Below are 24562 nucleotides of genomic sequence, written 5' to 3'. Positions count from 1 at the left end.
TATTTTCAGCAGGATGTCTATTGCTATTCTTAATGATAATGAGTTGCATTTGTATGGTTGTTGGATTAGCCTGCGGCTCTCATTTTCAGGGAGAATAACAAGTGCAGAACCATCCGAACCAAGCTTGTGTAACCCGCTGCAGCGTACTGGCGCTGGCGGTATGGGGCGCCTTGCTGTCGCCGGCTTACGCCACCGATACCAGTCAGCTGGATGAGGTACTGGTCCAGGCCAGCCGGGACAACACCAGTCTGGTTCAGAGCAAGCGCAGCGTGGCTCTGGTGACTCGTCAGCAGCTGGACGAACAGCAACCGTATTCGGTGGCCGATGCGCTTGAATACCAACCCAACATCGAGGTGGGCGGTGGTCCCCGTGGCAGCAACCAGCAGCCGATCATCCGTGGTTTGACGGGGGGCCGGGTCCTGCAACTGGTGGATGGTTCCCGCCAGAACTTCAACTCCGGTCACCGCGGTACCTACCAGCTGGATCCGGAATTGCTGGAACAGATCGACGTAATCAAGGGCCCGGCCAGCAGCCTGTGGGGGAGTGGTGCCATCGGTGGCGTGGTGGCTCAAACGACCCGTGATGCGCGGGATATGCTTAAACCCGGCCAACTGCTGGGCGGCTATGTGAAGCAGGGTGTCGGTAGTGCAGCCGATAGAAACAGCACCAGCGCCGCACTCTATGGGCAGCTTAACGAACAAGTCGATATGCTGATAAACGGCTATTACCAGGATCAGAATGACACCCGTCTGGGTAATGACGAGAGTCTGGCCAATTCGAGCGAGCGAGGCACTGGCGGCATGATCAAGCTGGGTTGGCAGCTGGACGAGTCTCGGCGACTGACCCTGAGCCACCGTTACAGCAAAACCATCGGCTCGGTGCCCGGTAACCCGGCCACCAATGTCGGCTCCAGCAGCCCGCTGATCGACCGTGAGTCCAGCGACGGCAGCACGGTATTGGGTTATCAGCTCAATCCCGAGTCCGAGCTGGTTGATCTGGACGTGACCCTGTACCGTAACAAAACCGAGGCGGATGAATTTCGCATTGCCAAACAACAGCATGACAGCACTCAATATCGCACCCTGGGCCTGAACCTGGTTAACCGCTCGAAGCTGGACTGGGGCAAGCTGACTTATGGAGTCGATGCTTTTCAGGACAAGAGCCAGGGCCACCGGGAAGGAGCCAGCCGGCCAGCCCCGGCGGACGGCCGCACCGAGGTAGTGGGCGGCTTCGTGCAGGCGGACTTGCCGCTGGCCGAAGCCTGGGTCCTGAGCCCGGCGCTGCGTTACGACCATTTTCAGACCGAAGCTGAAAACCTCGACGACTCCAGACGCAGCGAGAGCGAGTTATCGAGGTCGTTGGCACTGAGTTGGCAGGCGACCGACTGGTTGCAGTTGATTGCCCGCTACGACGAGGCCTTTCGCGCTCCCACCAGTGAAGAGCTTTACACCTCTGGCACCCACTTTTCCATGGGGCCGATGGGATCGAATATCTTCGTACCCAACCCGGAGTTGCGCCCGGAAACGGCCAGCAACAAGGAACTGATCGCCCGGGCCGCATTTGATGGGGTAATGGCGGAAGACGACAGCCTGAAACTCGGCGCCAGCCTGTTCGAGAACGACGTCGAGGACTTTATCGAGCAGCAGGTCAGCCGATTTGAAACGACGTACAACAACGTCAACGATGCCGAGCTGAAAGGCGGCGAGCTGACCATCGATTACGACTGGCAGGATCTGAGTCTGGGACTGTCCTACGGCCGGACCCGAGGCAAAGACAAGAAAAGTGATCGGGCGCTGGAAGGTATTCCGGCCGACAAATGGGTGGCCAGTGCCGGTTACTGGCTGTGGGATAACCAGCTGAAACTGGGTGCCAGAATGACGTATACCGACTCGGTGAGTTTCGAGGGTGAAAACAACAGCGAGCGGTACGACGGTTACACCCTGCTGGATCTGGGCGCCCGTTGGTACGGTCGTGGCGCCGTTGACGGACTGGAACTGGGTCTGGTAGTCGATAACCTGACCGACAGTTACTATCGTCGGGCATTTAACGAATTGTATGAGCCCGGGCGCAACATCAAACTGAATGCGCTCTACCGGTTTTAAGTTGAGGAGTAGATAAGCATGTCCGAACTGACAACACAGGTGCGCGAGCTGCTGGCGGCGGAGCCGGCACTGCGTCCGGTCGACATGGCCAAACGACTGTCGGTCAGTGAGTGGGAACTCATGTGCTGCCTGCCGCAAGAGATGGTTTGTCTGCTGGATGGCCGACACGCCCAGACCGTGCTGGAGCGGGTGGCGGAGTGGGGGCCGGTAACCACTATCATGGAAGTAGCCGGCTCGATATTTGAGGTCAAGGCCAGCCTGCCAAGAGGCCGGCTCGGTCACGGTTATTACAACCTGTTCGGCGAGCCGGGCCAGCTGCACGGCCACCTCAAGCTGGATGCCATCCGTCATCTGGCCCTGCAGAGTAAGCCACACCGGGGTAAGGAAGCCCATGCCATGGTGTTTTTTGGTGCCGACGGTCGCTGTATTTTCAAGATTTATCTGGGCCGGGACGAAAAGGGTGCACTCTTCCCCGAGCAGATCACCGCCTTTCACGAACTGAAGGAATTACAACATGGTTGATAAAGTAGAAAAGCAGGCTCGACTGCAGGGGCGGCTGGCGCCGGAAATTCGCGAATTTCGCGATCAGATGTATACCCTGGTACTGGCGACCGTGGATACCGAGGGTGACCCCAACGTCAGCTATGCCCCTTTCGCCCTGCGGGAAGACGGCTATTACATCCTGATCAGCGAGCTGGCCCGTCATACCAGAAACCTGCTGGCCAACCCCAAGGTGTCGTTGATGATGGTGGAAGACGAGCAGAGCAGCCGCACTTTGTTTGCCCGCAAGCGTCTGACCTTCGACGCCCGGCCCGAGCGGGTAGCGCCTGGCACCCCCGAGTGGCAGGCCGGCATAGATGCGTTGCATACCCGTTTTGGTGATACCGTGTCCGGACTCAGCGGACTGACGGATTTTCATCTGTTCCGGCTGGTGCCCATCAAGGGGTTGTTCGTCAAGGGCTTCGGCCAGGCCTTTGCCGTCAGTGGCGACGATCTGGTGGATGTACTGCACCTGACCGATGGACACAGGCCGGTCGCTACCGCCGAGTAAGAATTTCAGAAAGTAGAAAAAGCCCGGAAAGTCACCGAACTTGCCGGGCTTTCTCTTTTGTGTTTGCAACCATACCGGCTCTATGTCACACATAATACATATTGTGAAGTGATTCATCGGACAAACAAGGAAGGACAATTCATGGCTGCAACTACTGTTGGCGATATCATGGCTCGCGATTTACTCACCCTGGACCAGGCCGCCACCCTGAAAGATGCGCATGATCTGATGCGGGGAAAAAGCATCCGTCATATTCCCGTGGTAGACAAGCTGACCGGCAAACTGTTGGGAGTACTGACCCAGAAACGGATGATCGCCACCGTGATGAGTCTGTTGTCGGATTATGGCGTCAGCGCGTTGGAACGGCGTGAACGTCAGTGTCGGGTGGTGGAGATTATCGATCCCGATGTCGAAAGCGTGGACGTCAAGGCACCGCTCACCGAAGTGGTGTCGTTTTTTCTGAAGAACAAGCATGGCTGCCTGACGGTGGTGGATAGTGAGCAGCGTCTGACGGGCATAGTGACGTCTTCCGACTTTGTGCGCCTGTGTGCCGAGCTGCTCAAGGAACGTAACGCATAGCGATGAGGCGTAAGTGATCGGTTTGTATTTTAAGTTCGAGCGAAACAATCGTACAGAGGGCCAGCTCCGCCGGCTCGCCGTAACCCATCCGAGGGGGCTCGGCCGGGAAGTACTCCTGCCGTCCAGGCATTCCCGCCATCCATGGTGTTCAGAGGGCCGGCGGAGCTCTCCTTGATGTAATAGGTATAGCTGGCGGTCAGGTGTCAGGCTTGCGGGCGGGGTAATGGATCAGGTTGTAAAACACGGCAGGCGTAGGGCCCGGGTTGCGATAACCGTGAGGCCGGTCGGCGTGAAAACGCACCGCCGTACCCGGAACCAGCGGTTGCCACCGGCCTTCCAGTAACAGCTCCATTTCTCCTCGCTGTACTATAACGTGCTCGATGACACCGCTGTCGTGTGGGTCGGACCGGCGTTCATAGCCGGGCAGCAGGGTCAGCTCCAGCATCTCGAAGCCAAATCTGTCTTCGAAGGGAAACAGCGGTGCCACCAGGATGCCGTCACCGGCCGGTTGCCGGCGCAGCGTATCTGCCTGTCGGTAGAGTGGACCGGGGTGAGGAGCGGGTGTCGGCTCCAGAAAGTCGGACAACGAGGTATGAAAGCCGCCGGCGATCTTCCACAGGGTGGCGATGGTGGGGCTGGACTCGCCGCGTTCTATCTGTCCCAGCATGGCCTTGCTGACCCCGGTTTCACCGGCGCACCGGTCCAGGCTCCAGCCCCGCTCTTTACGCAGGGTTCGCAGACGAGTGGCAAGGTACTTATTCGGCTCCTGCATGGGATTTCTCCTGACTGATTTTTCCTTACTGATGCTGTTGTGCGTTATAGCATACCTTTGCTAGCATGGCGCTCCCTGAGGTGTGCGTTATAACGTACACCTCTCTCACGCAAGGATACGTGATATGCGCGCTGTCATCGGTCTTTCCCATCTTTCTGCCGGTTTTATCGCCGTGCTGGTTGGCTATACCAGCTCGGCGGCCATTATCTTTCAGGCGGCGGCGGCGGCAGGCGCCAGCCAGGTCGAGATCGGCTCCTGGATGTGGGCCCTGGGCCTGGGGGCGGGGGTCACCAGCATCTGGTTTTCCCTGCGTTACCGGGAGCCGATACTCACCGCCTGGTCGACGCCGGGGGCGGCGCTGCTGGTGACCGCCCTGGCCGGGGTACCGATGAGCGAGGCCATCGGTATCTTCCTGTTCAGCTCAGGCCTGATCCTGCTGTGCGGGGTGACCGGCTGGTTTGACAAAATCATGCGGCTGATGCCAGCGGGACTGGCGGCGGCCATGCTGGGCGGCGTCTTGCTGAATTTCGGTCTGGATCTCTTTGCCTCGGCCCAGACCCAACCCTGGTTGGTCGCGGCCATGTTGGCGACCTATCTGGCCCTGCGCCGGCGCTGGCCGCGCTATGTGATACCGCTCAGCCTGCTGGCAGGGCTGGTGGTCGCCGGGGGGGAGGGGTTGCTGCGGTTTGACGGCTTCGAGTGGCAGCTGGCCCGGCCGGTGCTGATGATGCCGAGCTTTTCCCTCACCGGCCTGCTGGGTATCGGACTGCCCTTGTTCATGGTGACCATGGCCTCGCAGAACGTGCCGGGCATCGCCGTGCTGCGTGCCCACGGTTATCATACTCCCGCATCACCGCTGATCGGCTGGACAGGATTCAGCGGCCTCTTGCTGGCGCCCTTCGGTGGGTTTGCCCTTAATCTGGCGGCGATCAGCGCGGCGATTTGCATGGGTAAGGAGGTGGACGCCAATCCGGGTCGGCGCTACAAGGCGGCGGTATGGGCCGGGGTATTTTATCTGCTGATGGGGCTGTTTGGCGCCACCGTGGTCGGACTGTTCAGCGCCTTGCCGACAGAGCTGGTGATGGCCATCGCCGGCCTGGCGCTGCTCGGCACTATAGGCAACAGCCTGACGGTGGCGATGGCGAATGAGCAGGAGCGTGACGCAGCGCTGTTGACCTTCATGATCACCGCCTCGGGCGTGGCGTTGCTCGGTATCGGCAGTGCCTTCTGGGGACTGGTGATCGGCGGCGGCGTGCACTGGCTGAACCGACGGCATCGACACTAAAAAGCCGGCCACCCCGGTGATGTATTTACTACATTTTTCAAGCAGTATTTTACAGCTACGTAATGCCAGAATACTCAGCCTCTATCCTGCCAGAAGAGTCAGCGAGCTTTTGGAGAGGCTTGCGTGGCGCCCCCGGTGTTGAATAGTTTAACACCGGGGGCGTTATTGTTTGGCGACGGTTCCGGCTCAGACTACCAGTGGGACGCAGCTCAGCTGTGCGCTCTGCTTGAGCCAGCGGTGCAAGGCGGGCGGCCAGCTGATTGACGGCTCGCAGGCATAGCCGCGCAGGATGGAGTAGATAATCGCATTGTCGAGCAGGGCCAGTGGCTGCTGGCTGTCGGCGTCGGAGAGTAATGCGATGGTCTGTTCCAGCAGTACTTCCAGCTCGCCGACGATGCTGGTCGTATTGGCTATCAGGGCAAGAAAATTGAGCTCGGAGGTCTCTTTGCGTGCCTGCCAGCTGGTGCGGCTTTGCGCGGCGGCAAACTCTTTCAGGGCCAGGTGATGCCATCGTGGATAACCTATTTTCTGCAGCAGGGGCAACGCATTACGTTGCCACGCCAGCACGGCGGAGGATGGCGTAAGCTCCGCGGGTGCCTGGAAGTGCAGTTTGATCAGCATCTCGATGATTTCCAGGCTCTCTGTCATCAGTCGGCCATCGTCGAGCTGCAGGATCGGGACGATTTTCTTACCCACCAAGCGGACCGGGGTGGCTTCGTCATGGTAGGCAAGGACTTCAATGTCCAGAGCAACCCCAAGGCGCCCGGCGATGTATCGGACCCGAGCGCAAAAAGGGCAATGCTCATAGATATAGAGTTTCATTCAATATTCCTGATGATTGAGTTCAATTAATGGCTCAGACAGTTAGCTGAGATGATTCGCTGTAAGTTGGGTAATTGCTATAGCCTTTTTCCGTGCCGCCAAACAGGGTGCTTGGGTCAAGACCTGCCAATGGGTTCTGGTGCTTAAGCCGGGTTACGAGATCCGGGTTGGCAATAAAGGGTCTGCCGAAGGCCACCAGATCTGCCAGGCCTTGCGTCAGTATTTGCTCGGCACGCCCCGTGTCATAACGCCCGGCGACGATGATGGTATTGGTGAAAACGGCCCGTAATGCCTGGCGGAACGAAAGCGGAATGGTTGGCGCATCATCCCAGTCGGCTTCCGACAGGTGCAGATAAGCCACGTTCCGGGCCTGCAGATGTCGGGCACTTTCCAAAATTATTGGCACAATGTCCGGGCAGTCCATGTCTTTAAAGGTAACAAACGGTGCCAGACGCACACCGACTTTATCCGCCCCGATGGCGTCAATCACGGCATCCACGACTTCGAGCAAGAACCGCATCCGGTTGTCACGGCTGCCGCCGTATGCATCGTTGCGAACGTTGGAGTTGGTTCGCAGGAATTGGTCAATCAGGTAGCCGTTGCCGCCGTGGATTTCCACTCCGTCAAAGCCGGCAGCCATCGCCTGGCGGGCCGCCCGGGCAAAATCAGTTACTACGCGTCGAATGTCGGCTTGAGTCATTTCCCGGGGCTCAATGCAGTCCACCATTTGTCCCTGACCCTCTTCGTCGGCAATCCAAACCTGAGTTTCGACCGGTTTGATAGCTGAGGGCGCCATCGGTGCTTTGCCGTTCTGGAAGGTCGGGTGGGAGACTCGGCCGACATGCCAGAGCTGGTTGAAGATCCGACCACCCTGAGCGTGAACTGCCCGGGTCACTTGCTGCCAGCCGGTAACCTGCTCCGGGGTGTAAACGCCGGGGGTGAATGAGTAGCCCTGGCTGTCGTCTGAAATCTGGGTCGCTTCGGTGATGATCAAACCGGCACTAGCGCGTTGGGCATAATAGTTTGCCATCATCACATTGGGGACGTTCCCCGGTTGGGAGGTCCGGGCGCGGGTCATCGGGGCCATCACCACTTTATTGGCCAGGGGTAACCCCTGTAGGCTCGTTGGGGCAAAAAGTGTCGGGGTAGTAGGTGTCGTCATGTCGGTGTCTCCAAAAAATTAAAGCTTGCCGCCGGCATCGATGTGCAGGCTGGCGCCAGTCAGGCTCGGGTTTTCAATTGCGAACAGGTAGCCCTGCGCGACGTCATGGGCGGTGGCGATCCGGCCTAGAGGGTGTTTTGCAGCCGCATTGTCAAACAGGCTTGCGCGCGCTTCGGGCGCCAGATGCTGATAGGCTGCGGTGTCTGTCAGGCCCGGACTAATCATGTTGAGACGCAGGGGCGCGAGCTCCAGCGCCAGAGGTTTTAGCACGCCCTCCAGCGCGGCATTGATCAGGGTTTTCGGACTGGTGCCTGCCACTGCCTTGTGTGCCACAACCCCGGAGGTCAGGGTGATTGAGCCGTGTGGGTTGATGAAGTCCAGGGCGGTTTTGACGGCGGTCAGGGTGCCCCAGAGCTTGGTGGTGACGCCTTGCTGAAGTGCCTGAAGCGCCAGGTCGCGAAATGGTCCGCCCGGTGCGGCGGAGCCGGCGGTGATCACCAAGTGATCAAATGGCGCATATTGTTCAAAAAAGCTAATTAGCGAGTCGGGATCAGTCATATCCAGGCCGGTCTGACGGCTGGCGGTGACGACCGAGTAACCGAGATGCTCAGCGGAGACCGCGAGTGCTTTTCCAATCCCCGAATTACCACCAATGATAATGATTTTTTGTTCTTTAACTGATTTCATGATGGGGTTCCCTTGTGCTGTTGGAGAAACAATAGCGGAAGAAGGGGCGGGGATAATCTGGTCGAAACTGAATTTATTATTTAAAATATATAAATAATAAGAGGGAGATGATGAATAAACTGGCCAATATGGCCCTGTTCGCAGCGATTGTTGAGCACAACGGCATGGCTGCGGCGGCCAAACACCTCAATACCTCGCCGGCATCGGTGTCGACCAAACTCAAGGCGTTGGAAAACCACTACGGCGTCAAACTGCTCAACCGGACGACCCGCACCGTGCGTCTGACCGATGAAGGGGAGCAGTTCTATCAGCTGAGCAAAGCAACCCTGAAGAATATTGCCGAGATGGAGAACCAGATGATGAGCCAGCAGGATGTCTTACGGGGCAACCTGCGCATCTCGGCGCCGCGTGATCTGGGGAAGAATGTCATTGCGCCGATGCTGGATTTGTTTCTGGACCGGCACCCAGAGCTGGTGCCTCATTTGATCCTCAGTGATGATATTTTACCGATCCATGACAGCCGTTTGGACGTGGTGTTTCGTTATGGTCACCTGGATGACAGCCAGCTGGTGTCGCGCCGGTTGCGTATCAGCCGCCGGGTGCTCTGTGCCTCACCGGGGTATCTTGAACGCCATGGTAAACCCACAGTGCCGGAAGATCTGCACCAGCATCAGTGCCTGGGGCTGATCCGGGCAGGGGAGCAACTGACTCGCTGGACCTTCTCTACCGGCCAAGACAAGCAACACCTGACAATACAACCGGGCCGGTTATCCAATGATGGTGAGGTGATCAAGCGCTGGGCGATAGACGGGCATGGCATTGCCCTGAAATCCTGGGTCGATGTGGAGAAGGATGCCGAATCCGGACGGCTGGTGGTGATTTTGCAAGACTATCTGCAAGATTTCGTGCTTGGAGTTACGGACGGAGCGGATCTGTCTCTGATTTACCCGGCCAGGCTGTATTTGCCGGCCCGGACCCGGGCGTTTATCGATTTTAGTCTGGATTATTTTGCCAGGTACTGAGAGAAGTGCCGCTGAAAAGCGAGGGAGGCAGCTGGATCCTTATGGGGGCTGGAGACTCATACTGGGCGGGGGATTATGATTTGCTAAAGGACCTGGCTAGTCCCTCTAACATCTGGGCCTCCTGATTTATCAGCGGGATGAGGCTTCGATCGCGGAGTTTGTCCAACAGGTCACGATCGAGAATCTGACGTATCCGGCGATCAGGTATCAGAGCCAAGTCTTGATGACATCGGCCACATCGGGGCAGCTGATTGGGTTGTGGCGAAACTCGACTGGGGGGGACGTAAGGCAGGAGACGAGGTTATAGCCACGTCAAAAAGAGTAAAAAAATCAATAATATCCAGGGTGATAAAAATAACCCCGGCGAATGCCGGGGTTTTGGTTTTAGCCGTCGTGACGGCCGTGGCGTTGGGGCTGGTTCGGCCTGTTGCTGCGCGGTGCCTTGTTGTTGGCGTTGCGCGGGTTCTGGCCGCGGCCAGCGCCGTTGCCTCTACCGCCATTACCACGGCCCCGGCTGTTGGCGCCGGGTTTTTCGATGGGCGGCTGCTGGCTGTCTGGCAGCGGCTCGTAACCGGGCAGGATTTCCAGTTCGGCGCTTTGTTTGATCAGTTTTTCGATGGCCTTGAGCAGCGGCTTTTCTTCAAAGCACACCAGAGACAGGGCTTCGCCTTTAATACCGGCACGACCGGTACGACCGATACGGTGCACATAGTCTTCCGCCACATGGGGCAGCTCGTAGTTGACCACGTGGGGCAGCTCGCTGATGTCGATGCCACGGGCGGCGATATCGGTGGCTACCAGTACGCGCAGCTTGCCTTCCTTGAACTGGCTCAGGGCACGGGTACGGGCGCCCTGACTCTTGTCACCGTGAATAGCCATGGCCGGCAGGCCGTCTTTGTCGAGCTGCATCGCCAGGCGGTTGGCGCCGTGCTTGGTGCGGGTGAACACCAGTACCTGTTGCCAGTTGTTGTGGCCAATCAGGTAGCTGAGCAGGGCGCGCTTGCGGTTCTTGTCCACGCCGTAAAAACGCTGGGCTATGGTGTCGGCGGTGGCATTGCGGGTGGCCACTTCGATGTGTTCCGGCTCGTGAAGCAGATCTTGGGCCAGTTGCTTGATCTCGTTGGAGAAAGTGGCGGAAAACAGCAGGTTCTGCCGCTTGGCCGGCATCTTGGCAATAATACGGCGAATATCGCGGATAAAGCCCATGTCGAGCATGCGGTCCGCTTCGTCCAGCACCAGCATTTCGATCCGGGACAGGTCGATGGAGCGTTGGGAAACGTGGTCCAGCAGACGGCCCGGGGTGGCGACCACTATGTCTACCTTGCGGCCCAGCGCCTTCATCTGCGGGTTGATGCTGACGCCACCGAACATGGCCAGGGTGGTCAGATCCGAATGCTTGGCGTAGGCCCGCAGGTTTTCTTCTACCTGAGCGGCCAGCTCACGGGTGGGGGTCAGCACCAGGGCGCGCACCGGGGCACGGCCATTGGCCAGCGGCTTGGCCCTGGTTTCGCTCAGGCGCTGCAGCATGGGCAGGCCGAAGCCGGCGGTCTTGCCGGTGCCGGTCTGAGCGCCGGCGAGCAGATCACCACCTTTAAGCACCAGCGGAATAGCCTGGGTCTGGATGGGGGTCGGCTCTGTATAACCACATTCATTAATGGCTTGAACGAGCTGGGCGTTCAGGCCGAGGGAAGCAAAAGACATGAGACTCCGAACAAATAAGGTCCTGGCGGACGATTGAGAGGCATTGCCGGTGGGCAAACTGCCGTCATGATAACAGAAAAGCGCTGCAGGCTATAACAAAGGCGTACGGAGGCGGGGTTGGCACTCAGCACGGACGTGAGCCAGTGGTCAGGTAATCCTGGGGCGTGTCGGTGAAGATCATGTCTACACCCCAGGCGGCAAGGGTAGCAGCCTTGCTCGTGTGGTTGACGGTATAACAGTTCAGCCGGTAACCTGCCGCCTTGATGGCTTCGGCCCGGGCACGGCTCAGATGGCGGTGGTGGCAGTTCAGGCTGGTACATTTCAGCTGCTGTAGTTGGGTTTGCCAGTCGTCGGGGATGCGTTCCACCAGCAGGGCGCGGTCGATATCCGGTTGCAACACCCGCAGTTGGCGCAGGCAGTCGGGCTCGAAGCTGGAAAACAGCAGCATGTTCTGGTCGAAGGCGCCTTGTGTCATGACCTCACTGACCCGGCGGCACAGCCGTTCGGCATCATCTTCAGGGTAGAGCTTGAGTTCGATATTGACGTGAATGCCGAGCCTGGCGGCGAGGGCGAGGTAATCCTGCAGTAGTGGTATGCGTTCATCGGCAAAAGTCGGAGCAAACCAGCTGCCTGCATCGAGTCGGCTCAGTTCATCCCGGTCGAATTGGCGCAGCCACCCCTTGCCGTTGGTGCAGCGGTTGACCTTTTCGTCGTGGGCAACCACCACCTGCTCGTCTCGGGTCAGCTGAACGTCGATTTCCACCCATTCAAGACCCAGCCGGTGGGCCTCGCGCAGCCCGGCCAGGGTATTTTCCGGGGCCAGGCTGGCCACGCCCCTATGTCCGCACAAGATCATGACATTCTCCTTATCCTTCAGTGGCCACTGCTTCCGGACCACAGCTGGATCACCGCCACCCCGGCGATGATGAGCCCCATGCCGAGCAGCGCCGGCAAGTCCGGGATCTGCCGGTAAAACAGCACCGCCAGCAGGGTTACCAGTACGATACCGGCACCGGACCAGATGGCGTAGGCAATGCCCACCGGCACCGTGTTCATCACCAGCCCCAGCAACCAGAAGGCGGTGCCATAGCCGGTGACCACCAGCAGGCTGGGTCCGAGACGGCTGAAGCCGTGTGATGCCTTGAGTGCCGTGGTGGCAATGACTTCGGCAACGATGGCCATGGTCAGTAACAGATAGGCGTTCAATGGAGACTCCGTGGCAGATACGGCAGGCAATGTGCCCGATTAAGGCCGGAAGATCAAAGCAAGATCATCAGGCTTCTTTTTTGTGGTGGTACCGGCCATTCAGCAGTCGGGCGTGCCGAGACGGAAGGACGGCAAGGGTTCCTTGTCCAGCCGGGCGGCGGGCAGGGAGCCAACCTTCAACGACCACAAGGGGGCTCTGGGCGGCGTTTCACCCGTGGTCACCGGATAAATGAGGACTATCTTCAGCCCGGGGGCCCGTTGTTGCAGGCGCCGGGCGGTGCCTAGGCCGTCACCGATATGAAAGCGGCCTACCGTCAGCATCACCCGGTGCCCGGGATGAGCCTGCAGATAGCGGTTTATGCTCTCGGCCATGGTGTCATCCCAGCCGGTCTGGGCGGCAAACTGGAATTCGGTGGGGGCCTGGCCGTGATGGCGAGTGGCCATAAAGTGCGTCTTGTAGGCGTCGTCGCTCAGGGTCAGCTGCCCGGCTACCCAGCCGCGCTGTTCTGCCGGCAGCTGGTCGAGGTAGGCGGGGCCTTTGCTGGCGATGCAACGCACCAGGTGGCGGGGGGCATTGGCCGCCAATACCGGAATCTGGGCCTGGCGTGCCAGTTCGACCAGTGGCCGGTAGTCGCTGCGATAGCCGGGCCAGGCGTGGCTCTGCTCGATAAAGGCATCTTCACCCAGTTTTCCCGCCAGGTAGGCGTTCAGCGTGGCTTGATGGTCCCGGCTGAACTGCTCCATGGCCAGCGCCAGCGGGCGTGGCTGGCGCAACAAGCGGGCCAGCAGTTCGGCCTGAAAACGGTGAATGCCCGGATGCCCGTGCAGCTCGCCGACCATGATCACATCGGCGGTGTCGAGCTGCCGGGCGGTCTGGGCAATAGACAGCGCTTGTCCCGTCGGGTCGTACAGCCGGTAATCGAACAGGGTGGTCGGGGGGCGGGCGTCGGTCTGGCAGCCGCCGAGCAGAAAGAGGGTCAACAACAGGAACAGACGCATGAAACCACCTTGGTTCAATCAGAACACAGCAATTAATTCATAAAGTTATTATCATAGGCCGCATTATTCCATAACTCGTACCGGACATGGCGCCTGCATTCTGGCTTTCATTATTTTTTGCCATTTATTATTTTGGCTACGGCACCTTCCTGCCTTTCTGGGCCTTGTGGCTCAGCCATGTCGGTGCCGACGCCGGTTTTATCGGGATCCTGCTCGGGCTGGGCATGGCGGCGCGTTGCATCGGCAATCTCGGCATCATGAGCCGCATTCGAGCTGCCGGCCATTTGCTGCCGGCGGTGCGTTGGCTGAGCCTGTTGAGCCTGCTGGGCTTTGCCTGTTTTTACGGCGGCCAGTCGAGCCTGGCGCTGGTGGTGCTGATGGTGCTGGTGAGCCTGATTTACCCGACCCTGATGCCGGTGGGGGAAGCCATTGCCAGTCGCCTGATAGTGCAGGTGCACCTGGATTATGGCAAGTCCCGGCTCTGGGGGGCGGTGGCCTTTATTGCCGCCAACCTGGTGGTGGGCAGCCTGAGCAACAACCTGGGGCCTCAGTGGGTCCTGCATGCCATGGTGTTGTCGCTGGGGTTGCTGTTGGTGCTGAGCTGGTTGCCCATGAGTCCTGCTCCGGTCGACAGTCGGCTGAGTGGGCAGGGTGACTCGATCCTTCAGGTGTGGCGTCGTCCCGGCATGCGGCGTTTTCTGCTGATAGTGTCGTTGCTGCAGGGCAGCCATGCCTTTTACTATGGTTTCAGCGCGCTGCACTGGCAGCAGAAGGGCTACAGCACCACGACCATCGGCTATCTGTGGGGGCTGGGGGTGCTGGCCGAAATTGTGGTGCTGGCCATGAACAAGCGATGGTTTGAGCGCTTCGATGCCCGTCAGCTGTTGCTGGCCGGGGCCGCCTGTTCCCTGCTGCGCTGGAGCATGCTGGGCGCAACGACCGAGTTGGGCTGGCTGATGCTGGCCCAGTTGCTGCATGCGGGCAGTTTTTGCCTGAGTCATCTGGGAGCCATGCGCTATATCAGTCGGGATCTGGGCGGTGGGGCTGTGTTCGGTGCCCAGGCGCTGTATGCCGCTATTGCGATGGGATTGACGGTGGCCTTGCTGCTGGTGCTGTGTGGCCAATGGTACCCATCGCTCGGCGGCCAGATTTACTGGCTGATGGCGGCAACCGTGCTGCCGGCGTTCTGGTTGCTGAAGAAACCGCTGAGTTCATTACCACAGGAGGCCTGATGCAGGGCTGGACCGTCATTAATATTGCGCTGGCTTATCTGGCGGTACTCTTTATCTGTGCCTGGCTGGGTGACAAGGTGCGGATGGGGGCGGGCGCCCGGCGCCTGCGCCCCCTGCTGTACAGTTTTTCTCTGGCGGTGTATTGCTCTTCCTGGAGCTTCTTCGGCACTGTGGGGCAGGCCAGCACCGATACCTGGTCCTATTTCTCGATTTATCTCGGCCCCATCATCATCTTCACCCTGGCCGGTCCCTTTGTAGCGAGGCTTATCGAGGTGGCCAAGCGCGAGCACATTACCTCCATCGCCGACTTTATTGCCGCCCGTTACGGCAAGTCTCAGCGGCTGGCGGTCTATGTCACCCTGATCGCCATCGTGGGGGTCTTGCCTTACATAGCCCTGCAGCTCAAGGCCATCGTCATGGGACTGAACCTGATGGCGCCGGACGTGGTCGGCGGTGGCGGTCGAGGGGCGAGCGAGGTGGCCTTTATGGTTACCCTGTTGTTTACCCTCTTTATTCTGCTGTTCGGCACCCGCCATATCGACGCCACCGAACATCAGCGTGGCGTTATGGTGGCGATTGCGGTGGAATCCCTGGTCAAGCTGGTGGCCTTTATCGTGGTGGGTGGCTTCGCGCTCTGGCTGATCCTGGCTTATCCGAACCAGCAGCGAATGATGGTTACCGAGGATTTTATCGGCAACTTCACCCAGGTGACCGGTGCCAATCTGCTCGACATGGGGGTTTATACCCTGTTATCGATGAGCGCCATCATCTGTTTGCCGCGCCAGTTTCATGTCACGGTAGTGGAAAACCACGATCCGGCGGATTTGCGCTGGGCGCGCCGCTTGTTTCCGGTCTATCTGCTGCTGATGGGCCTGTTCGTGTTGCCGCTGGCGCTGGCCGGACAGCAGTGGCTGGCCGCCGATACCTCGCCCGATACCTATGTCATCAGCCTGCCGCTGGCACTGGAGCAGCCGGGACTGGCGGTACTGGCCTTTATCGGCGGCGCCTCGGCGGCCACCGGCATGATGATTATTTCCACCATAGCGCTGGCTATCATGGTCAGCAACGATCTGGTGCTGCCGATGATACTGCGTCGTCGACAGCTGCAGGGCGCCGATTTCAATGATTTTGCCCAGCTGCTGCTCAAGGTGCGCCGTACCGCCATTATCGTGATCATGGCCACCGCCTGGCTGGTATTTCTGTGGCTGGAAGACATCGACAGCCTGTCCCGGATTGGCTATCTGAGCTTCGCCGCCATCGCCCAGTTTATTCCGGCTCTGGTGCTGGGGCTGCTGTGGCGCGGCGGTAACCGGCGCGGGGCCTACTGGGGCCTGAGTCTCGGTATGGTGATGTGGCTGCTGAACCTGATGGCCGCAACCGGGCTCTTTGCCGGTGACGCCGACACCAACTTTCTGCTCTGGTTGCTGACGCCACCCGCCTGGGGCGCGGTGGGCGAGATGAGCCCGGTCACCTGGGGTATCTTGCTGAGCCTGGTGTTCAACCTCGCCGCCTATCTGCTGGGCTCCTGGTTGTCGGTGTCGTCGGTCAGCGAACGCTTTCAGGCGGCGGCCTTTGTCGGCCGGCAGAGCAGGGATGACGGCGATGTCTATCGGGCCAAGGTGTCGGTACAGGAGCTGGAACAACTGGCTTCCCGCTTTGTGGGCGAGGCGAGAGTCAGCCGGGCCTTTTCCCGCTATGCCGGCGAGCAGGGTACCCTGGAGGGGAGCATGCAGGCGCCGGCCAGTCTGATCCGCCATACCGAGCGGGTGCTGGCCGGGGTGTTCGGTGCCTCGTCGGCACGCCTGGTGTTGTCATCGGTACTGCAGGGCCGCTCCATGGAGCTGGACGAGCTGGCCGCCATTGTCGATGAAGCCGGCGATGTGTTCCGCTTTAACCGGGGTCTGTTGCAGGGGGCCATCGAGCATATCGGTCAGGGCATTTCGGTGGTGGACAAGGAGTTGAACCTGGTAGCCTGGAATCGGCGTTATATCGAACTGTTTTCCTATCCGCCGGGGCTTATTCAGGTGGGGCGTCCGATCGCCGATATCATTCGCCATAATGCAGAGCGGGGCCTTTGCGGCCCCGGCACGATAGACGAGCATGTGGCCCGGCGGGTGAATCACATGAAAGCCGGCAGCGCCCATGTGTCTGCCCGTACCCGGCCCGATGGCCGGGTGATCGAAGTACAGGGAAACCCCATGCCCGGTGGCGGTTTCGTGATGACCTTCAACGACATCACCACCTTCCGTCAGGCGGAGCAGTTGCTCAAAGACGCCAATGTGGTGCTGGAGGCCCGGGTGGCCGAACGCACTCGGGAGTTGTCGACGGTCAACCGGCAGTTACTGGCGGCAACCCATGAGGCCGAAAGGATCAGTGCTTCCAAAAGCCGTTTTCTGGCGGCGGTAAGCCATGATCTGATGCAGCCGCTGAATGCAGCCAAGTTGTTTGCCTCCTCCTGGCTGGAAACCTCGGGCGATGATGAAAGCCGCCGGCTGGCGGGGCACATAGACCGCTCTCTGGTGGCGGCAGAGGATCTTATCGGCGACCTGCTCGACATGTCGCGTCTGGAGTCGGGCAAGCTGACGGCCCGGCCCGAAGATTTCGCGCTCAACAAGCTGTTCGATACCCTCAAGGCCGAGTTCGGGGTATTGGCCGAACAGGACGGCGGCCGTTTCGATGTGGTGTCTTCCGGTCTCGGTGTACACAGTGACGCTCGGCTGTTGCGCCGTATTCTGCAGAATTTTCTCACCAATGCCCTGCGCTATAACCCGGGCGGGCGCATTTTACTGGGGTTGCGTCGCTGCCATGATGCAGAGCGAGGCGATGAGCTACGTATCGAGGTGTGGGACAACGGGCCCGGTATCGCCTCCGATAAACAGGAAGTGATTTTTGACGAATTCATGCGTCTGGAGCATGGCCAGCGCCATCATCAACAAGGGTTGGGGCTGGGGCTGGCCATCTCCCAGGGGCTGGCGGTGATGCTGGGCCACCGGCTGGCGGTATGCTCCACCGAAGGCCGGGGCTCGGTGTTCAGCGTCACAGTGCCCCGAGCGGTATCGGGGGGCGAGCAGGAAGATCCATTGCTATCACCGTTGCCGGCCAGCAGTCGCAGTCGGATGGCGGGGGTGAGGGTGTTGTGTATCGACAACGACACCGATATTCTCATCGCCATGTCGGGTCTGCTGACGCGCTGGGGGTGCGAGGTAAAACTGGCCCTGAACGGCGCCGAAGCGCATCGGTATTACCGCGATGGCTTCGAGCCGCAGATCATACTGTCGGATTACCATCTGGATGAAGGGGAAACCGGGGTCGCGCTGATTGAGGCGCTGCGCCGGGAGTTCGAGCCGGTGCCCACCGTGGTGATCAGTGCCGACCGGCAGCCGGAATTGCAGGCCGAGTTGCAGCAAAGGGGGCTGAGTTATCTCAGCAAGCCGTTGAAACCGCTGAAACTGCGGGCGCTGCTGCAGCATCTGCTTTAAGAGGTGAGGCGGGCATAGTGGCCCTTTGACCGGCGCTGACCAAGAGTGCAGGTGTAAGGCTGTCTTTTACTCGCTTTGTGACAGGGCGATGACCGCCTGGGTGCGGTTCTTTACATTCAGCTTGCGGAAGATGGCGGTGACGTGAGCCTTGATGGTGGCTTCCGATACCGCCAGCTCGTAGGCGATTTGCTTGTTGAGCATGCCTTCGGACAGCATGGTCAACACCTTGAATTGCTGCGGCGTCAGGCTGGCCAGGCGCTCGGCAATGTCGTTTTCGGGGGCGTGATCCAGGCTTATCCCCTCGGGAAACCAGGGATCGCCTCCGAGAATGGTGTTGAGGGCGCTGACCAGGGTGCGCATGGGGGTGGACTTGGGGATAAACCCCATGGCACCGAAGCGCATGGCCTGCACCACCACCGTCGGCTCTTCGCTGGCAGAGACCACCACCACCGGCAGCTCCGGATACTGGTTGCGCAGCAGTGCCAGGCCGGAAAAACCGCTGGCGCCGGGCATCTTGAGATCCAGCAGCAGCAGATCGACTTCGTCGACTTCACCCAGCAGCCGCATCAGATTATCGATACTGTCGACTTCCTGCAGGCGGGCTCCGGTGATGGCCAGTTCAACCGCCTGATGCAGGGCGTTGCGAAACAAGGGGTGGTCATCGGCAATAATAATGCGGTAGCCCGTTTCCATGTCGTATCTGAATCCTGTGTCTGTGGGGAGGCAATGGAAACTACGCCCATTGTTTTGCCCTATTATGATAGGGCCTCGGCTTCGGTCTGAGAACTGCGTGTGGTGATTTTCGTGATACAGGGGATGCTATGCCACTCGGTCAGCCCATCCCCGAAGCCGGCCGGCGGAAACCGGCGCATCGATTGTGTGTCGGGCAATAATACCCTGATGGGGTGGGTGCTGCTGGTGGCGGGGCCCAGAGCATGCTGCCGGCACTGTCATCCAACCTGGCGGTGAGTCAGGTGTTTTCTTTACCGGGATTGATTGGTGTATGGTTGGCGCAGACGTTGCCGGATGTTCAGGCAGAACACTGAATGAGGAAAGCCAAATGTTTAAAAAAGTCCTGTTGACCCTCTGTGGCCTGATGGCTACCGGGGCTGCTGTGGCCAAGGATATTGACCATCTTAAGGCCGAGTTTTCCGTATTGCTGAATGGCGATCCGACCCGGGGGGTGAATACCCTGACCATAGATAGAAATAAAGACCGCTACCATGTGCATTTCTCTCTGGCTCACTGGCTGCTGGATGTTGAGCAGAAAGCCAGCTTCAACTGGCAGGACTGCACCGCCCGGCCGGAAACTTTCAGCTACAAGGCCAAGGCGCTGGGGATCCGGCGGGAAGAGCGCTTGGTGTTCGATCCCCAGACCAGCATGGTGCTCTATCAGGGCAAGGATGGCGACAAGCTGCTGTCGACCGAGGGCGGAGCCTTTGATTCGGTCAGCTTCTTCTTCGAGGCGCGTTGTGATCTGATGGCCGGCAAGACCACCCTGACCTATCCGGTCGTGCGGGACGGCGAAATCAAGCTGACTACCTTCAAGGTGGTGGGCAGGGAAGTGGTTACAACCGGTATCGGTGCCTTCGACAGCCTGATCGTGGAGCGGGACAGAGGCAACAGCAAGCGCAAAACCCGCTTCTGGGTGGCGCCGGAGCTGGATTACCAGTTGGTGCAGATCAGCCATGAAGAGAATCGCCAGCTGGCGGTCACTGTCACGCTGGACAAGCTCAGCTATACGCTGGTGGACAAGCCGGACAGGCTGGCAGTGCATTCGGTTCAGCCCGCGGCCACGGACTGAGGCCGTGGCAAGGAGGCGCTGCAGATCTGGCAGCGCCCCTGCTCTTTGGCCTGATACAAGGCCTGGTCGGCACGGATGAGTAACTGGCTGATGTTGTCTTCAGTGGTGGCCTCGGCCAGGCCGCCACTGAAGGTAAAGCAGATGGTTCTGTCGGTCAGGTACAGTGGTGTGGCGGCCAGGGTATCGAGCAGACGCTGGGCCAATTGTATGGCTTGCTCAAACGCAGTTTCCGGCAATATCAGTAAAAACTCCTCACCGCCGATGCGCGCCAGCACATCGGTATCTCTTATCGTCTGGCGGCCGATGAGGGCAAAGTGGCGCAACACCTGATCGCCGATGTCGTGACCATGCTGATCGTTGATACGCTTGAAGAAGTCGATATCGAGCATCACGATACAGAAAGGATGGTGGTAACGCTGCAGCTTGGCCTGTTCATACTTCACCCGGGTTTCGGCGGCGCGCCGGTTCGGGCATTGGGTCAGCGCATCGGTGGTGGCCAGTTGTTTTAGCTGTCGGTTCAGGCACAGCAGTTCATCATTGGCCCGAGCCATGGCCAGATGATGTCGCCGTCTGCGCTTCAGGGTCAGTATGGTGAGAACCCCGCCCCACAGCGAGCCGGTGCTTGCCAGGGTAATGACGGCCGCCAGAGTGTCTTTTTCCCGGGCCTGACGATAAATGGGCTCGGCATCGGCGAGGGCATGGACCTGATAGTCTCCGCTATTGCTGGCGTGGCTGACAAGCAGTACCGGTTGATGTTGTGGACCGAGCAACAACACTTCGGGTTGCAACGGGCTGATACGTGTCGGCAAGGGGCCGGGCTGCGCTGACGCCGAGGGTACAACTGGCGGCTGGCCGAGCGAATGCCGCAGCCAGTCGGGGTTATCCGCCAGCGAAATGATGCCGTTGCTATCGGTCACCAGCAGCTCGATGCGATATGATCTAAGGTTGATGGGATGCAGGTTGGCGCAGAGCAACAGGGTCACGGAGCCACTCTCCGTGACCGGGGTGGCGTGATAGATCCTGGCCTGCTGTTGCTCGGGGTCGAAGATCAGCCGAGACAGGGGGCGCTTGCCGTCGGTATAGCGGTCAAATGCCGGTGGGGGCTGGCTGTCGGTACTTTGGGCCAGTATTTTTCCCTGCCGGTCGAGCAGCCAGATACCACCGAGGTTGAAGGCTTTGCCGAACTGATCCAGATCCGCCTGCAGGGGGGGGCCGTGACGGGCATTTTTCAGGAAGAGCCGCAGGCTGGATAAGGATGACAGGGTCTGGGCAATTTCTCTGGCGTGCTGGCTGTCCAGTTGCAAATGTTCAATTGCGGCGGCGGTGGCCTGAGTGCTCTGCAGCTTCAGCACCTGTAACTGGCTTTGAATATGTAGATCTATCCAGTGCCGGCTGATAAACCAGCTCGACAGCGCCAGTGCCACCAGCAGCAATGAGGTGGCGACAAACGAGTAATGATCCTGTGGTAGCCAGCGAGATATATTGGGCAGTTTCATCCATGTACCTGCATGGTCTCTGGGCCAGGTTATTTTGATGAGTGCATTTTATACTAGTCGAGAAACACCGGCTGACGGCGGTTTTCGCCGAATTGTTGTCAGTAGCAGATGCAGGAGAGCGAGTTGGAGCTGCTAGTCTGCGCCCCTGGGGTATTTGTATCTGGCCAGCTTGTCGTACAGGGTTTTGCGGGGGATACCCAGGTGCTCGGCAGCCAGAGCGACATTATCCTCTGCCTGTTTCATGGCGGCCTCGATCAATTGTTGCTCGAGCCGGGATAACTGATGCGGCAGAGTCAGCTCGGGTATTGTCGGGGCCGTCGGCAGTACTCCCAGTACATATTGTTCGGCGTGGTGGCGCAGTTCACGCACATTGCCGGGCCAGTCCCGGTTGAGCAACTCCTGCATCAGGGAGGAGCTGGGTGGCGGTACGTCTCGGTTGTATCGTTGTCTGGCCTGTTCGACAAAATGCAGGAACAGCAGTGAAATGTCCTCGCGACGTTCTCGCAGGGGGGGCAGGGCCAGGGTCACCACATTCAGGCGAAAATAGAGATCTGCCCTGAACAGTCCGGCATCGCTGGCGGTTTTCAGGTCTACCTTGGTGGCGGCCACCAGCCGGGCATCCACCGGGATCAACTTGTTGCCTCCCAACCGCTCCAGTACCGACTCCTGCAAGACCCGCAGCATCTTGGCCTGCAGGTTGAGGGGCATTCCTTCTATTTCGTCGAGGAACAGGGTGCCGCCGTCGGCGTGTTCTATCTTGCCGATGCGCCGCTTGGTGACACCGGTATAGGCACCGGGTTCGGCCCCGAACATTTCGCTTTCAAAAATGGACTCGGGCAGGGCGGTACAGTTGACCGCGACCAGGTTGCCCTTGCGTCCGCTGCCCTGATGCAGGCTGCGGGCCACCATTTCCTTGCCGGTGCCGGTTTCACCCAAAATCAGCACCGAGGCCGAGGTATCGGCGATGTTGTCTATCTGGCGGCGAAGCAGTTCTATCTGCGGGGCTTGCCCCAGCAGCAGGGACTGGCCTCTGCCCTCTGCCAGCTGGCGGCGCAGCCGGCGATTTTCCAGTACCAGGGCGCGTTTGTCGATGGCCCGGCGCAGGCAGTGCAACAGTTGCTCCGGCTCGAAGGGCTTTTCGAAAAAGTCCTGGGCCCCCTGATGTATGGCGGCCACCGCCATGGGGATGTCGCCATGACCGGTGAGCAGCAGTACCGGCAGTTCGGCATCCCGGCGCTGAAGTTGCTGCAGCAGCGTAATGCCATCCATGCCCGGCATGCGAACGTCGGACAGGACCACCACGGGGGCTTCCGGCGGCAGGGCTTGCAACGCCTGTTCGGCCCGGGCAAAGCCGCGAGCCGTCAGGTCCGAGAGTTGCAGGGTTTGCAGCAGGCTTTGGCGAACATCGTCGTCGTCTTCTACCAGCCAGACTTCAATGTCAGTGTTATTCATCTTGGCTCCAGTTAAGGGTAAAGCGGGCACCGCCCGACGGGGAGTCGGCGATGTCCAGCCGTCCGTCGCTGGCTTCCACCAGATCCCGGACGATGGCGAGTCCCAATCCGAGTCCCTGACCCGCTTCCTTGGTGGAAAAAAACGGTTCCGTCACCTTGTCCAGCAGAGGCGGGGCAATACCGGGACCATTATCCCACAAACAAAGAAAGTCATCGCCTGCTTCCAGGGTGATGCTGGCCTCTTCCCGGCCGTTCAGGGCATCCAGGCTGTTGCCGATCAGGTTGGCCAGTACCTGCTCCAGGGCGTGCAGCTCCATGGGTAGCATCAGCTCTGCAGCCGGCGTTCTTACCAGCCGGATCTGCTGTTCGTCCAGCCGTGGCGCCAACCAGCTCAGTACATTGTCCAGCGCCTCGTCGAGCCGGCAGAGGCCGCTGGTCTTGCGTCGGGTAGCGGCAAACAACTTCAGCTGTGAGGTCAGGCGGGCGATACGGTCGACCAGCCGGACCATGGTATTCAGGCTTTCTTCGACCTGAGGATACATGCTCCTTTGAGCCAGGATCAGGGTATTGGCCGACTGGTTTTTCAGGGCTGTGAGTGGCTGATTTACTTCGTGGGCCACGCTGGCGGCCATTTGCCCCAGCGCCGCCAGCCGGTTGATGTGGATCAGTTCATGCTGCATGGATCTGAGCCGGGCTTCGGCCTGAAAGCGTTCTTCCACCTGCCGCTCCAGCTGCCGGTTGGAGATGGCCAGGGCCGAGGTGCGTTCCATTACCTTGTACTCCAGCTCGTTTTTGGCCTTGAGCTGAACCTGTATGTATCGCCGCCGCTGGCGCCAGTAGAGCAGCAACAGGGTCATGGCGATAATGCTGAACCCGGCCACCGCCGTCACCAGGGTGGCATTCACCATCAGCGGCCGGCTTGGCCACCACAGTTGCAGTCGCCATTGCCGCCGGGGCAGGTCAAGCTGGCTTACCCGATACCGCTTGTCCTGCCAGGTTGGATGACCATTCCTGTTGTCGACCGCCAGAGCTGCCAGCGGCATGGGCGCATATTGGCGGGTGCGGTCCAGGCGTTGCCGGGCCTCCGGGCTGAGCGGCGTCAGGGTTTTGAACTTGAGTTCGGTGCGGGAGGCGAGGGCGACCACCTGATCCGGATCCACCACCATTACCAGGTCTCTGGTAGGTTGCCAGCTTTTTTCCAGTTCCAGCAGGGTAATTTTGGCTGCCAGTACCCCTCTGTCACTTTCTTCATGGTTCAGTTGCAGGCCGAAGAAATACCCGGGAATACGGGTGGTGGCGCCGACGCCGTAAAATTCGCCGAAGCTCCCCCGCAGGGCATCGTGAAAATAGGGCCGGAAGCCATAGTTCTGGCCGATAAAGGAATGAGGCTGGCGCCAGTTACTGGCCGCCAGCACCGTGCCCCGAGCGTTCATCAGATAAAGCGTCTCTACCCCGGTATCGGCGGCAAGTTGTTCCAGCAACCGATTGGCTCGGATGATGACATCGGCATCGTCGGGACGGGACAGAACCCGGGTCAGCACCGGATGGGACTGCAGGGCGCGGGGTATGTTTTCGAAGCGGGCTATTTCCGACACGAGAGTGGCCCGGTACACCTGCAGTTGCTGCTGGGCCCGGAGTTCCTGTTCGGCTATCTGACGCTGCCAACTGCCAAGCCAGATCCAGATCAGCAACAGGCTGAACAGCAGGAGGCC

The 24562-nt window shown here is 59.6% G+C and carries 21 protein-coding genes; 9 read left to right on the top strand and 12 right to left on the bottom strand.

The annotated features are described in order from the left end of the window. Window positions 1–101: 101 nt before the first annotated feature. The 4 genes from ACLEIV_RS03490 to ACLEIV_RS03475 all read left to right on the top strand — a co-directional run bounded on the left by ACLEIV_RS03490 (window position 102) and on the right by ACLEIV_RS03475 (window position 3732). Window positions 102–2102: a TonB-dependent hemoglobin/transferrin/lactoferrin family receptor gene (locus tag ACLEIV_RS03490; protein ID WP_410455268.1), complete on the top strand. Its 2001-nt coding sequence runs from the start codon at window positions 102–104 to the stop codon at window positions 2100–2102. A gap of 18 nt (window positions 2103–2120) precedes the next feature. After that, window positions 2121–2624, top strand: a complete 504-nt coding sequence (gene hutX, locus ACLEIV_RS03485) for a heme utilization cystosolic carrier protein HutX (protein ID WP_410455267.1) — start codon at window positions 2121–2123, stop codon at window positions 2622–2624. After that, window positions 2617–3153: a heme utilization protein HutZ gene (gene hutZ / locus ACLEIV_RS03480; protein WP_410455266.1), complete on the top strand. Its 537-nt coding sequence runs from the start codon at window positions 2617–2619 to the stop codon at window positions 3151–3153. The genes hutX and hutZ overlap by 8 nt, the downstream gene beginning before the upstream one ends. 141 nt (window positions 3154–3294) lie before the next feature. Next, entirely contained in the window at window positions 3295–3732 is a 438-nt protein-coding gene (locus tag ACLEIV_RS03475) for a CBS domain-containing protein (RefSeq protein ID WP_410455265.1), read from the top strand. Window positions 3733–3928: 196 nt separating this feature from the next. Here the strand turns inward: ACLEIV_RS03475 and ACLEIV_RS03470 are convergent, their stop codons facing one another. Beyond that, window positions 3929–4504 carry a helix-turn-helix domain-containing protein gene (locus ACLEIV_RS03470; protein WP_410455264.1) on the bottom strand — a complete coding sequence of 192 codons (576 nt, stop codon included), beginning with the start codon at window positions 4502–4504 and terminating at the stop codon, window positions 3929–3931. A 124-nt stretch (window positions 4505–4628) separates the two neighbouring features. On the opposite strand from ACLEIV_RS03470, the gene ACLEIV_RS03465 reads away from it, so the two are divergent. After that, entirely contained in the window at window positions 4629–5789 is a 1161-nt protein-coding gene (locus tag ACLEIV_RS03465; protein ID WP_410455263.1) for a benzoate/H(+) symporter BenE family transporter, read from the top strand. A 186-nt stretch (window positions 5790–5975) separates the two neighbouring features. Here ACLEIV_RS03465 and grxB read toward each other — a convergent pair whose 3' ends face one another. The 3 genes from grxB to ACLEIV_RS03450 are packed head-to-tail and all read right to left on the bottom strand — an operon-like array spanning window position 5976 to window position 8460. Further along, window positions 5976–6611 carry a glutaredoxin 2 gene (grxB, locus tag ACLEIV_RS03460; RefSeq protein WP_410455262.1) on the bottom strand — a complete coding sequence of 212 codons (636 nt, stop codon included), beginning with the start codon at window positions 6609–6611 and terminating at the stop codon, window positions 5976–5978. A 34-nt stretch (window positions 6612–6645) separates the two neighbouring features. Beyond that, window positions 6646–7773: an alkene reductase gene (locus ACLEIV_RS03455; protein WP_410455261.1), complete on the bottom strand. Its 1128-nt coding sequence runs from the start codon at window positions 7771–7773 to the stop codon at window positions 6646–6648. A gap of 18 nt (window positions 7774–7791) precedes the next feature. Beyond that, a complete protein-coding gene (locus tag ACLEIV_RS03450; RefSeq protein ID WP_410455260.1) occupies window positions 7792–8460 on the bottom strand; it encodes an SDR family oxidoreductase in 669 nt (222 codons plus the stop codon). A 107-nt stretch (window positions 8461–8567) separates the two neighbouring features. On the opposite strand from ACLEIV_RS03450, the gene ACLEIV_RS03445 reads away from it, so the two are divergent. Next, window positions 8568–9482 (top strand): LysR family transcriptional regulator, encoded by a 915-nt coding sequence (locus ACLEIV_RS03445; protein ID WP_410455259.1) that lies wholly within the window; start codon window positions 8568–8570, stop codon window positions 9480–9482. 384 nt (window positions 9483–9866) lie between these two features. Here the strand turns inward: ACLEIV_RS03445 and ACLEIV_RS03440 are convergent, their stop codons facing one another. The 4 genes from ACLEIV_RS03440 to ACLEIV_RS03425 all read right to left on the bottom strand — a co-directional run bounded on the left by ACLEIV_RS03440 (window position 9867) and on the right by ACLEIV_RS03425 (window position 13388). Further along, window positions 9867–11183 (bottom strand): DEAD/DEAH box helicase, encoded by a 1317-nt coding sequence (locus ACLEIV_RS03440; RefSeq protein WP_410455258.1) that lies wholly within the window; start codon window positions 11181–11183, stop codon window positions 9867–9869. Window positions 11184–11307: 124 nt separating this feature from the next. Further along, entirely contained in the window at window positions 11308–12039 is a 732-nt protein-coding gene (locus ACLEIV_RS03435; RefSeq protein WP_410455257.1) for a glycerophosphoryl diester phosphodiesterase, read from the bottom strand. A gap of 17 nt (window positions 12040–12056) precedes the next feature. Beyond that, on the bottom strand, window positions 12057–12389 hold the full coding sequence (locus ACLEIV_RS03430) for an SMR family transporter (protein ID WP_410455256.1): 333 nt from the start codon (window positions 12387–12389) through the stop codon (window positions 12057–12059). 99 nt (window positions 12390–12488) lie between these two features. Beyond that, entirely contained in the window at window positions 12489–13388 is a 900-nt protein-coding gene (locus ACLEIV_RS03425) for a ChaN family lipoprotein (RefSeq protein WP_410455255.1), read from the bottom strand. Window positions 13389–13474: 86 nt separating this feature from the next. Between ACLEIV_RS03425 and ACLEIV_RS03420 the strand changes: the two genes are divergently transcribed. Further along, entirely contained in the window at window positions 13475–14620 is a 1146-nt protein-coding gene (locus tag ACLEIV_RS03420; RefSeq protein ID WP_410455254.1) for a 3-phenylpropionate MFS transporter, read from the top strand. Next, complete coding sequence (locus ACLEIV_RS03415; RefSeq protein WP_410455388.1) at window positions 14617–18099, top strand: NahK/ErcS family hybrid sensor histidine kinase/response regulator; 3483 nt, start codon at window positions 14617–14619, stop codon at window positions 18097–18099. The genes ACLEIV_RS03420 and ACLEIV_RS03415 overlap by 4 nt, the downstream gene beginning before the upstream one ends. A 66-nt stretch (window positions 18100–18165) precedes the next feature. On the opposite strand, the gene ACLEIV_RS03410 is transcribed toward ACLEIV_RS03415, so the two are convergent. Beyond that, complete coding sequence (locus ACLEIV_RS03410; RefSeq protein WP_410455253.1) at window positions 18166–18792, bottom strand: response regulator; 627 nt, start codon at window positions 18790–18792, stop codon at window positions 18166–18168. A gap of 367 nt (window positions 18793–19159) precedes the next feature. On the opposite strand from ACLEIV_RS03410, the gene ACLEIV_RS03405 reads away from it, so the two are divergent. Then, complete coding sequence (locus ACLEIV_RS03405) at window positions 19160–19903, top strand: DUF3108 domain-containing protein (protein ID WP_410455252.1); 744 nt, start codon at window positions 19160–19162, stop codon at window positions 19901–19903. Here ACLEIV_RS03405 and ACLEIV_RS03400 read toward each other — a convergent pair. The 3 genes from ACLEIV_RS03400 to ACLEIV_RS03390 form a co-directional block, all read right to left on the bottom strand. Then, entirely contained in the window at window positions 19882–21399 is a 1518-nt protein-coding gene (locus ACLEIV_RS03400; protein ID WP_410455251.1) for a GGDEF domain-containing protein, read from the bottom strand. The genes ACLEIV_RS03405 and ACLEIV_RS03400 overlap by 22 nt on opposite strands. A 132-nt stretch (window positions 21400–21531) precedes the next feature. Continuing rightward, window positions 21532–22851: a sigma-54-dependent transcriptional regulator gene (locus ACLEIV_RS03395; protein ID WP_410455250.1), complete on the bottom strand. Its 1320-nt coding sequence runs from the start codon at window positions 22849–22851 to the stop codon at window positions 21532–21534. Continuing rightward, the gene (locus ACLEIV_RS03390; RefSeq protein WP_410455249.1) at window positions 22844–24541 is read right to left on the bottom strand and encodes an ATP-binding protein; all 1698 of its coding nucleotides are present in this window, start codon (window positions 24539–24541) and stop codon (window positions 22844–22846) included. The genes ACLEIV_RS03395 and ACLEIV_RS03390 overlap by 8 nt, the downstream gene beginning before the upstream one ends. Window positions 24542–24562 lie beyond the last annotated feature (21 nt).

This window comes from Oceanisphaera submarina (genome assembly GCF_046521305.1).
In the GTDB taxonomy this organism is placed as follows: Bacteria; Pseudomonadota; Gammaproteobacteria; order Enterobacterales; family Aeromonadaceae; genus Oceanimonas; species Oceanimonas submarina.
The sequence above is the reverse complement of the archived record's forward strand: the minus strand, read 5'-3'. Positions and strand labels throughout refer to the sequence as shown.